This is a genomic window from Novosphingobium sp. KACC 22771, assembly GCF_028736195.1.
Lineage (GTDB): Bacteria > Pseudomonadota > Alphaproteobacteria > Sphingomonadales > Sphingomonadaceae > Novosphingobium.
This window is the reverse complement of the sequence record NZ_CP117881.1, coordinates 2,551,554-2,564,756: the sequence shown is the minus strand read 5'-3', so window position 1 is coordinate 2,564,756 and position 13,203 is coordinate 2,551,554. Positions and strand designations below refer to the sequence as shown.

23 protein-coding genes are annotated in these 13,203 nt (G+C 61.5%); 12 read left to right on the top strand and 11 right to left on the bottom strand.

The window, feature by feature from the left end:
• Window positions 1-7: 7 nt before the first annotated feature.
• Genes PQ467_RS11780 through PQ467_RS11760 form a run of 5 tightly spaced genes read left to right on the top strand, consistent with a single transcriptional unit; the run spans window position 8 to window position 5,093 of the window.
• Window positions 8-964: a baseplate assembly protein gene (locus tag PQ467_RS11780; RefSeq protein WP_274173593.1), complete on the top strand. Its 957-nt coding sequence runs from the start codon at window positions 8-10 to the stop codon at window positions 962-964.
• On the top strand, window positions 954-1,592 hold the full coding sequence (locus PQ467_RS11775) for a phage tail protein I (RefSeq protein ID WP_274173592.1): 639 nt from the start codon (window positions 954-956) through the stop codon (window positions 1,590-1,592). Before PQ467_RS11780 ends, PQ467_RS11775 begins: the two co-directional genes overlap by 11 nt.
• Entirely contained in the window at window positions 1,592-2,644 is a 1,053-nt protein-coding gene (locus PQ467_RS11770; protein WP_274173591.1) for a gp53-like domain-containing protein, read from the top strand. Before PQ467_RS11775 ends, PQ467_RS11770 begins: the two co-directional genes overlap by 1 nt.
• Window positions 2,645-2,649: 5 nt before the next feature.
• Window positions 2,650-4,821 carry a hypothetical protein gene (locus PQ467_RS11765; protein WP_274173590.1) on the top strand — a complete coding sequence of 724 codons (2,172 nt, stop codon included), beginning with the start codon at window positions 2,650-2,652 and terminating at the stop codon, window positions 4,819-4,821.
• Between the two features lie 11 nt (window positions 4,822-4,832).
• Window positions 4,833-5,093, top strand: coding sequence for a hypothetical protein (locus PQ467_RS11760; protein WP_274173589.1), 261 nt, complete (start codon window positions 4,833-4,835; stop codon window positions 5,091-5,093).
• A gap of 47 nt (window positions 5,094-5,140) precedes the next feature.
• Here PQ467_RS11760 and PQ467_RS11755 read toward each other — a convergent pair whose 3' ends face one another.
• Window positions 5,141-5,461 (bottom strand): hypothetical protein, encoded by a 321-nt coding sequence (locus PQ467_RS11755; protein ID WP_274173588.1) that lies wholly within the window; start codon window positions 5,459-5,461, stop codon window positions 5,141-5,143.
• Window positions 5,462-5,668: 207 nt separating this feature from the next.
• On the opposite strand from PQ467_RS11755, the gene PQ467_RS11750 reads away from it, so the two are divergent.
• Genes PQ467_RS11750 through PQ467_RS11730 form a run of 5 tightly spaced genes read left to right on the top strand, consistent with a single transcriptional unit; the run spans window position 5,669 to window position 7,734 of the window.
• Entirely contained in the window at window positions 5,669-5,884 is a 216-nt protein-coding gene (locus PQ467_RS11750) for a hypothetical protein (protein WP_274173587.1), read from the top strand.
• Complete coding sequence (locus PQ467_RS11745; RefSeq protein ID WP_274173586.1) at window positions 5,871-6,107, top strand: DUF7940 domain-containing protein; 237 nt, start codon at window positions 5,871-5,873, stop codon at window positions 6,105-6,107. Before PQ467_RS11750 ends, PQ467_RS11745 begins: the two co-directional genes overlap by 14 nt.
• A complete protein-coding gene (locus PQ467_RS11740; protein WP_274173585.1) occupies window positions 6,097-6,708 on the top strand; it encodes a lysozyme in 612 nt (203 codons plus the stop codon). The genes PQ467_RS11745 and PQ467_RS11740 overlap by 11 nt, the downstream gene beginning before the upstream one ends.
• 44 nt (window positions 6,709-6,752) lie before the next feature.
• Window positions 6,753-7,061, top strand: coding sequence for a DUF5658 family protein (locus tag PQ467_RS11735; protein WP_274173584.1), 309 nt, complete (start codon window positions 6,753-6,755; stop codon window positions 7,059-7,061).
• Window positions 7,062-7,119: 58 nt separating this feature from the next.
• Entirely contained in the window at window positions 7,120-7,734 is a 615-nt protein-coding gene (locus PQ467_RS11730; protein WP_274173583.1) for a hypothetical protein, read from the top strand.
• A 346-nt stretch (window positions 7,735-8,080) separates the two neighbouring features.
• Here the strand turns inward: PQ467_RS11730 and PQ467_RS11725 are convergent, their stop codons facing one another.
• From PQ467_RS11725 to PQ467_RS11715, 3 genes are all read right to left on the bottom strand, one after another.
• A complete protein-coding gene (locus tag PQ467_RS11725) occupies window positions 8,081-8,593 on the bottom strand; it encodes a hypothetical protein (RefSeq protein ID WP_274173582.1) in 513 nt (170 codons plus the stop codon).
• A 63-nt stretch (window positions 8,594-8,656) separates the two neighbouring features.
• Complete coding sequence (locus PQ467_RS11720) at window positions 8,657-8,932, bottom strand: BrnA antitoxin family protein (protein WP_274173581.1); 276 nt, start codon at window positions 8,930-8,932, stop codon at window positions 8,657-8,659.
• Window positions 8,929-9,255, bottom strand: coding sequence for a BrnT family toxin (locus PQ467_RS11715; protein WP_274173580.1), 327 nt, complete (start codon window positions 9,253-9,255; stop codon window positions 8,929-8,931). Before PQ467_RS11715 ends, PQ467_RS11720 begins: the two co-directional genes overlap by 4 nt.
• Window positions 9,256-9,437: 182 nt before the next feature.
• Here PQ467_RS11715 and PQ467_RS11710 point away from each other — a divergent pair, with 182 nt between their 5' ends.
• Window positions 9,438-9,899, top strand: coding sequence for a hypothetical protein (locus tag PQ467_RS11710; RefSeq protein WP_274173579.1), 462 nt, complete (start codon window positions 9,438-9,440; stop codon window positions 9,897-9,899).
• An 18-nt stretch (window positions 9,900-9,917) separates the two neighbouring features.
• Here PQ467_RS11710 and PQ467_RS11705 read toward each other — a convergent pair whose 3' ends face one another.
• Window positions 9,918-10,391 carry a phage virion morphogenesis protein gene (locus PQ467_RS11705; RefSeq protein WP_274173578.1) on the bottom strand — a complete coding sequence of 158 codons (474 nt, stop codon included), beginning with the start codon at window positions 10,389-10,391 and terminating at the stop codon, window positions 9,918-9,920.
• Window positions 10,392-10,400: 9 nt separating this feature from the next.
• Window positions 10,401-10,877, bottom strand: coding sequence for a phage tail protein (locus tag PQ467_RS11700; protein ID WP_274173577.1), 477 nt, complete (start codon window positions 10,875-10,877; stop codon window positions 10,401-10,403).
• Between the two features lie 85 nt (window positions 10,878-10,962).
• On the opposite strand from PQ467_RS11700, the gene PQ467_RS11695 reads away from it, so the two are divergent.
• A complete protein-coding gene (locus tag PQ467_RS11695; protein WP_274173576.1) occupies window positions 10,963-11,154 on the top strand; it encodes a hypothetical protein in 192 nt (63 codons plus the stop codon).
• 4 nt (window positions 11,155-11,158) lie between these two features.
• On the opposite strand, the gene PQ467_RS11690 is transcribed toward PQ467_RS11695, so the two are convergent.
• The 5 genes from PQ467_RS11690 to gpM all read right to left on the bottom strand — a co-directional run bounded on the left by PQ467_RS11690 (window position 11,159) and on the right by gpM (window position 13,165).
• Window positions 11,159-11,377 carry a tail protein X gene (locus PQ467_RS11690; RefSeq protein ID WP_274173575.1) on the bottom strand — a complete coding sequence of 73 codons (219 nt, stop codon included), beginning with the start codon at window positions 11,375-11,377 and terminating at the stop codon, window positions 11,159-11,161.
• Window positions 11,374-11,595: a hypothetical protein gene (locus PQ467_RS11685; RefSeq protein ID WP_274173574.1), complete on the bottom strand. Its 222-nt coding sequence runs from the start codon at window positions 11,593-11,595 to the stop codon at window positions 11,374-11,376. The genes PQ467_RS11690 and PQ467_RS11685 overlap by 4 nt, the downstream gene beginning before the upstream one ends.
• Window positions 11,595-12,077 carry a head completion/stabilization protein gene (locus tag PQ467_RS11680; protein ID WP_274173573.1) on the bottom strand — a complete coding sequence of 161 codons (483 nt, stop codon included), beginning with the start codon at window positions 12,075-12,077 and terminating at the stop codon, window positions 11,595-11,597. The genes PQ467_RS11685 and PQ467_RS11680 overlap by 1 nt, the downstream gene beginning before the upstream one ends.
• Window positions 12,078-12,191: 114 nt before the next feature.
• On the bottom strand, window positions 12,192-12,389 hold the full coding sequence (locus tag PQ467_RS11675) for a hypothetical protein (protein ID WP_274173572.1): 198 nt from the start codon (window positions 12,387-12,389) through the stop codon (window positions 12,192-12,194).
• Window positions 12,386-13,165 (bottom strand): phage terminase small subunit, encoded by a 780-nt coding sequence (gpM, locus tag PQ467_RS11670; protein WP_274173571.1) that lies wholly within the window; start codon window positions 13,163-13,165, stop codon window positions 12,386-12,388. The genes PQ467_RS11675 and gpM overlap by 4 nt, the downstream gene beginning before the upstream one ends.
• Between the last annotated feature and the right edge of the window lie 38 nt (window positions 13,166-13,203).

Genomic DNA, 13,203 nt, shown 5'->3' with positions numbered 1-13,203 from the left:
CAGGGCCATGCCGACCAATTCCGTCATTGACCTGTCGCTGCTCTCGCCGCCCGATGTGGTGGAACAGATCGACTATGAAGCCATCCGCGCCGCTTGCGTGGCCAAGGTGCTTGCCGAATTTCCAGACTTTGACGCCGAGGACTTGGCCAATCCGGCGGTCAAGGTGGCGGGCGTCTTTGCCTATTTTGAAATGCTGCTGCGGCAGGATTTTAACGAGCGCGCCAAGCAAATGCTGCTGGCCTATGCCAAGGATGCGAACCTCGACCATCTGGGCGCGCTTATGGGTGTGGCGCGGCTGTCGGGCGAATTGGATGATGCCTATCGCGCGCGCATCCAGCTTGCGCCCACAAGTTTCAGCGTGGCGGGGCCAGCTTCGGCCTATCGCTATTTTGCCCTGTCGGCGGCGGCTACGATTGCCGATGTGTCCGTCACCACGCCCAAGCCCGACAATATCAAGGCGCTGGTGGAGTCTACCTTGGCCGCCCATGGCGTTGCCGCCGATATTCGCGCCGCCACGCGCGCCGCCCTCGATGCCGCAACATGGCCGGGAACGGTGCTGCTCTCGCTGCTGTCGGCGCAAGGGGACGGCACCGCCACGCCCGAGGAAATCGCGGCGGTTAAGGCCGCTGTTGCCGATAGCGCAGAGGTGCGCCCACTGACCGATTACGTGGTGGTGCAATCGGCCCAAATCCTGCCCTATGCGCTCGATGCGGAACTGACGCTGTTTGATGGGCCATCAAGTGAGGTTGTGGTCGCCGCTTCGCAGGCCGGGGCCGCTGCCTATACCGTGGCCGCGCGCAAGATTGGCCGCGACATCAATCTGGCCAATATTTACGCGGCGATTACCGTGGATGGGGTTGCCAATGCGCGCCTTACCTCGCTGGCCGCCGACATGGTGGTGGGCGAAACGCAGGCGGCCTATTGCACCGGCATCAACATAGAGGCGACGGGCCGTGGCGAATAAGCTGCTGGCCATGCGGGCCAATGCCACGCCGCTTTTGCGCGGTTGGCTCTCGCTGACGGATCGTTACGGCCTTGTCTCGATCCCGCTGCCCCAATTGGGCCTGCCCAATTATACACCTATACGTGTATTGCCTTGGGTGGCGTGGGGGCTGGGGGTTGACCGCTGGCAAGCGACATGGAGCGAGGCGCGCCAGAGGCAGGAGGCGCAAGAGGCCATCCCACGGCACAAGCGCCGGGGTTCGCGCCAATCCATGGACCTGCTGCTGGCCGAATATGACGCGACCTTGCGCCTTGTCGAATGGTGGGAGGAAGGGGGAAGCGGAACCCCGCGCACCTTTACCGTGATCCTGCCCACCAACGGGGCCGATGCGGGCAGCATGACGGCCAGCTTTGCCACAAGCCTGCTGGCCGACATTGAACGCACCAAACCGGCCGGAACGCTGTTTGAATTGCGCCAGAGCGCCGCCGCGTCGGCCTCGCTGCCGATCACGGTGGCGGGGCGGGTGATGATGATGGCGCGCCGCTTTGGCGACATCGCCCAGCCCGCCGCTGCCGACCTTCTCAAAATCACCACCGAATATGGCGAACCGCTGGAAAGCCCGGACGGAACCGCTTGGGAGTATGCCTGATGGGCTACATTATGACGCTGACGCAGGCGGGGCTTGCGTCCATTGTGAACGTGCAGGCAGGCACGATTGGGCCGGTGGAAATCGCCCAGATCGGGCTGACCGATGCCGATTTCACGGTCGCCTCGACGCTTGAAACGCTGCCGGGGGAATTCAAACGGCTGGGGGTTGCGGGCGATACGCTGGGCGATGACCTTATCCACCTGACCGCGCTGGACGATAGCGCCGATGCGTATGGGTATCGGGGCTTTGCGCTTTACACGTCCACCGGCCTGTTGTTTGCCGTCTATGGTCAGGCCGACCGTATCGCGGAAAAGGCCCCCGGCGCGGTCAGCTATATCGCGCTCGACATCGCCATGGCGCGCGGCCAATCCGATGCGATCACCTTTGGCAATACCGACTTTCTCAATCCGCCTGCGACCACGACGCAGCAGGGCGTGGTCGAATTGGCCACCAACGCCGAGGCCAGCGCGGGCACCGACCCGCTGCGCGTTATCACGCCCGCCGCGATGCAGGCGGCCTTGCTGGCGCAGCTGCTGCGCGTGGATGGCGCGGGCAGCGGTGTGGACGGCGATCTGCTCGATGGCCAGCATGGCGCATGGTATGCCGATATTGTTTCGCGGCTGGGGTATGTCCCGTTTGACAGCGCGGGCTTTACCGGCGCGGCGGTCAAGGCGGTGCTGGGCTATGTCCCGCTTGATGCCGCCGCCTTCACCAAAGCTGCTATCTTGGGGCTGCTGACCTATACGCCGCAGGATGCCGCCGCTTTTCCTGTTGGATCGAACGACAACGGCTATTGGCGCAAGATGCCGGGTGGCCTGATCGAACAATGGGGCGAAGTGACGGCGGGGGAAACCGGATCGCCGCCCCCGCTCAATTTCCCCATAGCCTTCACCGATCTGGCCAGCGTCAATCTGCAAGTGACGGCCCGCGCGCCCAATATCGCGGCCACCAACGGCAACAAGGTGGGCGGCAACAAGGTCAGCCTCACCCAATTCAACGTCTTTTCCGATGACCTCGACATGGCCGTCTTCTGGCGCGCGATTGGAAAGTAAGCCCCATGGTCAAAATCACCTCGCTCGATCTGCTGGCCGATGCCGCCATCGACGGCACCGAAACCCTGCCGGTGGTCAAGGGCGGCCAGTCATGGCGGGCGCGCCTGTCGGCTCTGGTCGCGCCCTTGATGACCGCCGCGCTGGCTGCGCGCGATGCGGCGCAGGCCGCCATGGCGGGCGCGCAGAGCGCCGCCGCCTCGGTGCCCGCGCGCAACTATGCCAGCGTTGCCGCCGCGCTGGCCGATGGCGCGCTGGGCGTCGATCAGGTCTTTTCCGTGGGCAGCGGCGCCTCGATCCTGCTCTATCGCCGCACGGCCAGCGCGCCCTATTACGCGAACGTCTATTTCAACGCGGCAACGGTCGGCCTGTCGCCCGCTGGCAATGTGCAGGATATGCTCGACCCCGCCCTGCGCCGCCTCGCGCGCCTGCCCCAGAACATCGCGGCGATGGGCGGGATGCATTGCTGCCTGCTCGACAGCCTGACCGATGGCGCGGGCAGCCTTGCCCCGCTGACGTGGCGAGTGCTCTATTATGCGATCATGCGCGCCAATCTGGGCTATGGCGGGCCGGGCTATCAGGGGCATAACCTTGGCACCGCCAACGAGGCCGGGGCCAGCTTCTACCGCACCGGGGCCAGCGAGATCGGCATCGACGCCGGGACCGCGCCGGGGACGACCTATTGCGTCCATTCGCCCCACGGCGGCGGCAATCTGCTGACCGGCGCAGGTTCCTATTACACATGGATTCCCGAGGCGCAGTGGAAGAGCGCCACCTTCTTCTATCTGAAGGGGCCTGACCTTGGCGGCCTGCGCATCAATGACGTGGGCAACACCGGCACGCCCACCATCATCGACTGCTACGCCGCGACCTATCAGCTGGCCTATCTGACCCTGACCAATCCGGTCGGGGCCAGCGGCGGTGCCTATGGCCACCGCTTCGATTGGACGGCGGGGGCGACCAATCCCACCGGCCCGGTGGTGACGTTTGGCGCGGATTACATCTATGACGCGCTCAAATTCCGCCCCTACAATATGGCGACCGGCGGGCGCAAAGCGGCGACCGTCGCGGGGCTGAACGCCGCCAGCTTTGCCACCTTTATCGCCCAATGCGCGCCCAAAGTGGTCTGGCTCGATTGCGGCATGAACGACCGCACCATCAGCAACGCCAGCGCATTTTCGGGCTACCTGACCACCATCGTCGGCCTGTTTCAGCAGGTCACGGCGGTCAAGCCGCTCATCACCCTTGTTCAGGCCCTCGATCCCGCCGATGCCGCCTCGAACAACTGGCCCAGCTATACCGCCGTGCGCCAGAGCGTGGCCAACACGCTGGGCTGCGCCTATTATGACGACCGGCACTGGCTGGGCCTGCCCGATTACACCACGGCCAACGCGCTGGGCTTTATGGCCGATGCCATCCACCCCAACGGCAAGGCCAACATCGCCCGCGCCCAGCAACGCGCCCGCTTCCTTGGCGCAGGCGCGGCGGCGGTGGACCCCGGCAAGCTGGCCTATGCGGGCAGCGGCGGATCGGCGGCCAAAATCTACACCGGCACCCTGACGCAAAAGGAAAGCGTGGCTTTGACTGCGCCGGTTTCCGCCGTCACCGGCTTTTCCGCCACGATGAGCGGCAACACCCTGACCGTCACCGGATCGGGCAGCGGATCATTTACGCAGGGCCAATTGATCACCGGCACCAATATCCCCTCGGCCACTTTCATCACCGGCTTTGGCACCGGGACGGGCGGCACCGGCACCTATACCGTCTCCACCTCGGCCACGGTGGCCTCGGCGGTGGCGATCACCGGCTACACGGTCACGCCGGTCACCCTGTTCAACCTTGGCATGGGCAATCCGTACAACTCCGCTTTGGTGCGGCTGAACGTGACGGCGGGGCGCGCCGGTACATCGGCCATGCGCCGCCAGCGCATCGATTTTGAGCTGACCAACGCCAATATCTACAACTCGGCGGGCATGACCGGCGCGGTGCAACAGACCGATGAATTCTCGACCACGGCAGGCGATGGCCAGACCATCGCCTTTGCCATCCGCGTCCCCGCCAACGGCAATCTCGCGCAGGTCACCATCACATCGCTGAATTACGCCGGGGCGGCCACCGTCACCGGCTCCTACGTCTTTGCCGCCCAGTCCTACACGGGCGCGGGCATCATCGAGAACTAAAGGACACCGCCATGCCCAACTCCTTCTCCTTCAATGTTTCCGGGGCCGACAAGGCCGATGCTCTGGCCCAGAGCGCCGCGATGATCGAACAGGCGGCCAGCGACAACGCCTTGCCCGAGGCCATCACCGCCGCGCTCGAAGGCAATGCCGCCGCGCAGGTTGCCCTGCTGCCCGATGACGACCCGCGCCGGATCTGCGTCTCGGTCAATGCGCTCTGGGACGGCGCGGCGTGGGTGGGTTTTGAAGTGAAGGCGGGGCTTTTGGGAAGCTAGGGCGTGTGGACACATTCGGCACCGATGGGAATGGCCTGAATTGGTCGTTAGCTGCCCTTCATGGGCACGCGGCTCAACCATTCTTGAACCGTGCCGGTGGCCTCTTCGAGCATGGCGGGCAGGGTGTCAATTGGGCCTTCCCAGCACTGTTCGAACTCGCTTTCGTCGTCAGTATCGACGGATCGAGCGTGTACGGTAATGCAGCCGAGCAAAGGCGCGTCAATCGAGATTTGGAAGCATTCGAACGGACGCAATCCGGGCAAATAAGCAAACCTAGCAGGACGGCCTGCCCATTCGTTGAAAAGCTTCTTCACATTCGCCCGGGCCCAAACGTCAATGATGGGGTCGACTTCGGCATACGCTGTCATGGCCGCAGTCTGCGGCAACTACTGGACGACCGCAAGTGGGCGTATTCGGTCACTCGAACTTGTCCACGCCGCCCAAACTCCAAAGTATCGGAAAACTGACAAGGCCGCCCCGCAACGGGCGGCCTTGTTGCGTTGGGGCCTACATGCCCCGCGCGTTGCGGCTGTAGCCCCGCTTGCCATGATGGCGGCCAGAACGGAGCCGCCGCCATGATCCCCCCGATTTTGAAACATGCGCTTGATGCGCTGGCCTCGGCCATCGGCATTGCCTGCGCGATGGTCAGCGCCATGAACGTCATCACGCTTTTGACGGTCATTTACTGGACCTTGCGCATTTACGAATTGCCGACCGTCCAGCGCTGGATCTCGCGCCTTCATGCCGCGCGCGATGGCGCGCCCGCCGGGGGCGCGAATGATGCTGATTGACGAAGCGCGCCACTGGTGGCGGCTGTGGTCGGTTCGCTTCTATGCGCTGGTCGGCGTGGGCGTGGGCTTTGTCTGCGACCATCCAGAGGCGTTGACGGGCCTTGTCGCCTATATCCCGCCGTTCTGGCGACCCGCCGCCGCCTCGGCCTTCAGCCTTACGGTTTTCGTCATCCTGCCCGCGTTGCTGCGGGTGCTGAAACAGAGGCTTCCCAATGGCAAATGATATTCCCGCCGCCCCGGCAAAGGGTGGGCGCGGCGCTCTGGTGGTGATTGCGGGCAGCGCCTTGCTGGCCATTGTCGGGCCGGTAACGGGCAATCTGTTGATGACCGATACGCCCGCGCATGAATCGGGCCGAACGGTTGCCGTCACGGTCGCGCCCGCCACCAATACAATCACGATTCAGCATATCAGCGGGCCGCAATATCTGCGCGCCTATCTCGATATCGTGAAGGTTGCCACGGCCTGCGACGGATTGACCGGGGCCGACATCAAAATCGGCAAAACCTTCACCGAAACCCAATGCGCGCTCATGCTGGAATCGCGCTTGGCCGAAACCGCCGAGAAGGTGATGGCCTGCACCCCCGGCCTTGCCCTGTCCATTCCGGGGCGGGATTACGTGCGGTTCGCGGCGGTGTCGCTGGCCTATAACGTGGGCTGGCCGACCTATTGCCGCTCGACCATGCGCGCCCAGATCAATGCGGGCCAGATCGCGGCCAGCTGCACGAGCCTGACATGGTTTAACCGTGCGGGCGGTCGGGTTGTACCTGGCCTTGTGACACGGCGCGCCCGCGAAAAGGCGGTCTGCCTGAAGGATGCCGCCTGATTTTCCATTTTCCGCCCCTCTGGGCGCTTATCGGAGCCTTCCCTATGCATCTTGTGCTTTACCTTCTGGCCGCGCTGTTTTTGGCCCTCAATGGGGCTGACTGCTATCTGACGCGGGCCTGCATCCTGTCGGGCCGTGGGCGGGAGGCAAACCCGCTTGCCGCGTGGCTTATGGCGCGCCTTGGCATTAACGCCGTGTTGGGGGCCAAGCTGGCTATCATGACGGCCATTGCGCTTTGGCTGGTCTTTGTCAGCGGCCCGACCGCGCCCCTTGCCGCTGTCCTGACGCTGCTGGCCATGAATGCCTTTTATGTCTGGGTTGTGCGCAACAATTACCGGGTGCTGCATCCCTAAGCCTTGCCGCCCGCGCGCCGATCATGGCGGCGGGCGGCCCCATTTGAAGGGGGAAGCCATGAGCCTTGCCGCCGATATTTCCGCCAGATTTAGCCCTATTCGGCTGTCCTATATCGCCTTGGCCGCGCTGGCCGTGGCGCTGGGCGTACAGACGGTTCGCCTTGATGGCCTGACCATCGCGCCCAAGGTCGGGGCGTTTCGTTTCACGCTCATGGATTGGCGGGGCTGGCAACCGCGCGCCCTCGATGCCGAGGCGGCGCTGGCAGCGGTCAAGGCCGCCCAGCCCAAGGCGCAGGCCGCGCAGGCCGCCGTCAACCATCAACCCGCCGCGATCAGCGCGGCCATTGGGAGGCAATCCGATGCCCAATCACCTGACTATCTACGCCGCGTTGCGAGTGCCGCCGCTGGCCGCGCTCTGCCTGCTGGCGGCCTGTGCGGGGCAAAGGCCCCTGACGGTGGCCCCGGCAACGCCGGTCTGCCCGGAACCGATCACCTTGCCCAAGGCAATGACGGCAAAGCCGGATCTGCCGACATGGTTTCCGTGGCCCGCGCCGATTGGGAAAAGCTCACCCGCGAAGCCGCCCTCCGCGTCCAGCTGTATCAGGTTGGGCAGGAGTGGATAAAGGAGGGGATTGCGAAGGTTTCGGGGGATGATCCGGTCGCCGCGCATTGATGGAATTTAGTAATTGGGCCGACCCGGAAATACACTTGGCGCAGCTGGCGAGGGGTTAAGTGCTGGCGAAACATTCGGAACAGTTCCCGTTGCTAGCCAACCCCATGCCTCCGTGGGCAATGAGCCGGAAATTATTCCCGGCAATACAAAACTTAGTGTATACAAATTGCCGCCAAAAAGTCCGTGAAAGCTTTGATTAATTTCGCTCAACAAGTTCTTTGACTTAAGAATATACATTCCAGGGTATGGTTGGTAGAATTGCTCTACAAATCGATTACTTTCAAAAAAGCTGCGAAGGCGAGGCTCTCCGGGGAATCCGTTGAATGGGTTGTATGTAAGTATGTAATTATACACGTGTCTGATCCTCAATTTGTAAATTATCGTTAACTTGAGGATTATCTGTCAAATTTTGGGAAAGGGGGTGGTGAATAATATGCCCCCCCTCCTTGACTGACAGGCCATTGCGGATCTGTAGCATGTTCTCGTTATGCTCCTCGCGCTGGAGGCGGTCTGGGTCTTTGTTCGTAAACTTGATCAGTTGCCAAAGGCCAACACTTAGAGGTGCGGCCCCTATGGCGAGCAAAACACTTGCAGGAATTGGTAAGTCGCGAATGAAAAGAAACCCGCTAACTGGTACGCATATTGTCATCGAAATGAGGCAGAGTAGCAAAGTGGGGTTCATTGCACTGCTGGTGACCAGCTTAAGCCCAATTGTCGAGAGTTGCGATGGCGGGTGCGTCATATCTCTGCAATATATCTGCAATGCAGGCAAGAAAAGAGAATTCTTCTGAAATTCCTTAGCTCCTGCCATGTCAAAACTTGCGCCGCGTTCTTCCGCGACCTCCGGCTCAAAGCTCACGAGGTTGCAGGTGACTGAGGACTATAGAGCAAAGTGATATTCTGAGGCAGTCTCGGTTATGGCTCAATGCGATGCCACCCATTCCTTGAGCGCAGCATCAATCCGCGCCTGCCATCCTGAGCCGCCCGCTTTGAAATGAGCGATCACTTCAGGCGAAAGGCGGATGGTCGTGCTGACCTTGGTCGGGGCCTTTTGCGCCCCGCGTGTAGCCCGCATCTTGGCGGCCATTTCGGGGAACACTTCGGCAAAGGGGCGGGCGGCGGCAATATCCTCTGCCGTCAATTCGGGGCTATCCGAAACGGCGTCCATATCCGCCTTGGTGAATTTGGCCTTGGTCATGCGATCAGCTTCCTTTCCTTGCGGCTTGCTGGGCGGGCCGAGATGATCGAAATGCCTTCGGTGCCGAGGGTGGCGAAGATCACCACGATAACACCGTCCATTTCGCCAATCGCAAACCAGCGGCCAGCCTTGGCTTGACCGATCAGGGCCGAGGCAAAGAAACCCTCGCCAATGTCCGCAAAATCAATCCCATGCTTCAGGATGTTGGCTTCGCGCTTTGGTTCGTCCCATACGATCATCATGGGATTTTCTGTAGTAACGATTTGGATGGGTGTCAATCGCAAATTGTAATAACGATTAACGCTGGCGAGGTTTTTGCGCATGAGGTAGTTGCGGGGTGAGAGCGATAGAATCGCATTTAATCATCAGCATGGAATGATGATGCCATTTAATTTTCATAATTCACTAAAAAATAAAGAAAAAATATTTTAGATTTTCCTTGCTTCATGGACTTTCTGTGTCAGCCTCCGCAGAAAATTTTATTCTTAATTGTGGGGGTATTGTTATGGGCGAGATTACCTATACGCAGATTGTTCCGAGTTCGAATTTCTTTTTTGAAGAAAAGAAAGATCCGAATAAAGGTGGTTTAGGTTCAGGAGTAAAATTGTTTGCTGCTGCGGCTAGGTGGGTTCATGATGAAATGTTCGCAAAGCGAGTTTCGGAAATGAAGGATGATCCGTCGATAATTGACCGAGTAAATTCGTTGATGCCTAAAGATGGTGGTGGTGTTTTAATTATTTGTACTTATCAGGAGTGGAAAGTACAAGATGTTAATGGGTTTAAGGCCAAAGATTTAAAGGGGATGTACGTATGGGGGAGTGCGAAAAATCCCGAAGAAGCTTTAAAGGGTTTTATAAATTCGGATCGATTGGAAGTTGGCGCAGCTGATGGATGGGTGATTAAGCATGACTATTTTTGGGCGACAAACGACGGTAATTTCGCTCGTCCAATTACAGGAAAACCATAATGCCATTTCAGCCTGAGATTACCGCTTATCCAGCCAATCCATGACCTTGCCCAGCATCGCCTCGCGATCTGCGGCGGCGATGCCCAGCAAGCGGCGGGCCTTGTAGCGGACGCGGATGGAATTGCGGATACGGCGGTCCACCGGGGCCTCCAGCCCGAAATGGTGTTCCTTGGCGGTCTGGGCAATCCGCGGCTTGAATGACAGGGTGACATCATCCGCCGAGGGCTGGATCTGCATATTGCGGGCCAGTTCAATGCGCTTGAACATGCGGCCAGCCTTGCCTTTGCGTTCCTTCTGGCCCTTGCGGGGCTTCTTTGGCTTGCGTTCGGCCATGGGGGTGCCGTCTGGCTCGACATTGGCCATAACGCGCGCGGCATTGGTGCGGCGCATGATCTGGCCTACGGCGCGGGCAAGGGCCATGCGCTGGCGCGGTTCTGTCTTGGCCAGCAAGCCGCCCAGCCAAGGCTCCAGCGTGTCCAGATTGTCATCCATGCGCGGGGCCTACCGCTGCGCCCAGCTGGGGCCGCTAAGGCTCACGCCTTTCAGCAGCGGCGCGTCATCGTCCAGCAGGGAATCGGACAGGATGAATTCGGCATCGTCCAGATGCTGCAACGTGTCGGTGCCATCGCTCTGGCGCTCGACCGCAATCCGTTCGGTCAGGTTCAGCTTGACGTGCATGTCGACCGTGTTTTCGTCAATTACGTCAACCTCATGGGCATAGCCCTTGTGCGCGCCCGGTTGCAGCAATTCGGGCTGATTGGTGCGCAGCCAATCGTTGATGGTCAGAAACAGGATCGCCGGTTGCCCGGTGAAGTTTTCCAGCGCGATATTCAGGACATAGGCCCATTCAAAGCTGCGGCTTTCCGTCATGGGCGACCGGATGCTGCCCTTTTCGATCCACATCGCAAGGCGGTCGGGATCGGTGGCGAAATCGGGCAGGGCGGCCACAATGGCCTCGCGCAGGCTATTGGTTTTCATGGGTATCCCTTGAATCGGCCGAATAGTAACTATCTTTTGGGAAGCGCCGAGATTGGCTCGATGCAAAAAACAAGAGAAACAAAATATGATTGTGACCTATCGGAACCACCCCATCTATACGAGTGATGGGGAGCCTGCTGGCGTGCTTGATGGCGATTACCAGGCATTGCCCAACCATGGGCAACAGCCGGGGTGGTATGCCCTGCGTAAGATGGTGGGCGGAAAGCCTCAATCCGAAGTCGTTGCCAACGTCCATATCGCGGGTGTGACCACCTAATAAGTTAATCCCATAACTTTACGATTTCTATCGTGCTGGGCGTGGCGGTGGGCACATCGGGCAGGGTTACTTGCGTGCCCTCGGCAATCCATGAGCCGCCCCCCGCCAAGCCCGGATTGAGCGCCAGAGCGGCCTCGACCACGCCTCCGGTGGTGGTGCCAAGGATGCGATAGCAGAGCGTGTCCAAGCGCTCATTGGCGCGGGCGGTGGCGGTGGTGGTCATGCGCCACCAAAAAGGAAATTGAACAGGGCGCGGGCCTCGACATGCAATGGCTGCGGATCTGTGTGTGGCGCAGCTGCGCGGGCGGCCAATACCTGCTCGATGCACCAGCGGCGGGCGTCAAACTTGGCAAGATCCTCGCGTGTCGCCGCTACCGGCTGCGGCGCAGGCCCGCCAAAGCCATAGGTGAAATCATCGGGCCAGACGCGGTCCTGCGTCATTAGATCAACTCCACCGCAACGCGCGTTGCGCCAAGGATCGAACGGATATTTTGCAGGCGCAGCTTTTCGTAATAATCGGCAAGGCATTGCTTGGCCTCGGCTTGGCTTTCCTTGCTTCCCGTTGCGCTGAAGTCGGTGGAGAATTCAGCCAGGAGCGCGGCGGCGGCATAGCGAACCGCGCCCACAAACAGCGTCACAAGGCGGGGCTTGCCATTGATGACCATGGCGGGGGCCACGGCGGCCAAACTGGTGAAGCCATCGGCCCGCCGCGCCGCGCCCCATTCGGCCAGATCGTCCAGAACGGTGACGGCGGCGGTTTCCAGCGCGCCCTCGAGGCGGGCATGGGTACAGGTTTCCCCAATTCGCAGCGCCTCGCGCATGTCGGTATAGTCGATTGACGGCCACCAGCCATCCAGCGCCATGACCGACCCCACAGGCGAGGCCGGGGCGGCGGGTTTGACGATCAGGGGGGAGCCGGTCATGCGTGACTATCCTTCAGGCGGGAGAAAGTGGGGGGTGGGGGCTTTGGCCTTCTGGCCAAGCATGGCTGAAGCCGCTGGCCATCGCCCGCCCCCCGGCGCTGTGGGGCGCAACTGTTAAACTGTGGGCGTGGCGGGGATGGTCTGGGCCATGATCAGCTTGCGGCTGTGCGCAAAATACTCGCGGCTTTCCCCCGGTTGCAGCGTGTCGATAAGCCGCCATTCGCCACTGTCGGCAGGCGCGCCGCTTTCCAGCGGGAAGGCGTAAACCTCGGTCGGGCGCAGTTCGGCGCGCACGGTCACGCGGGCGGTCATTCCGACTTCTCCCCGGCCTTGGCCGCCTCGGCTGCGCTGGTCTTTGCGGCATCCGCCGCGATGCGCTTGGCCTCGGCTTCAAGGCTGGTGATGATCTTTCTTACGCCGCACTTGGCATCCAGCGCGAAGGCCCGGTTCAAGTGGGCGATGGCCGCCGCGATCAGGGCGGGCTTGCCACCGGCCACGGCGCTTTCGGCGGTGGGGTCAAACGCCTCGGCGCGGGCCTTGAAGGCAAGACCGATGGCCTTTTTCACCTTGGCGCGCACTTCGTCGGGCATGTCCGCCGTTTCGGTCATGGCCTCGACCTGTTGCAGCGTGGCCAGATCGACCGTGGGGGCAGCGCCGATTCCGGCCTCGGCCACCTGTTCCGCGATCAGCGTGGCCGGGGTGCGGCGGTAGCGTTCGGGCAGGGCAAGCCCATGGGCCAGCACATGGCGCGCCAGATCAAGCGCCAGCGGCCATTCGGCAATGTCGATGGCCCACACCAGCATCGTGCCCACAATCTCGTCCTGCGCGGGCTTTGCGGCGGCCAAAGCGCCCTCGATCCACGGGCGGTAGGTGTCAATCATGCCCCGCTTGAGGCTGATTTTCGTTTCCAGCGATTGGGTGTTGGACAGCTGGCGCAGGTCATTGCCGAGCGATGCCAGCGTCAACTGGTAGGCGGTGGCAGCCGCGCCGTTCTCGGCAAGCGGCAAAGCACCAAGGCGGACCTGCTGGCCCTTGGCCGCTTGGGCGGCGGACACGCGCTGGATATGGGCGGTAAAGGGGCACTTCATGCGGCAATCCTTGGTGAGGGAAGCGGCCCCGCGCCGGA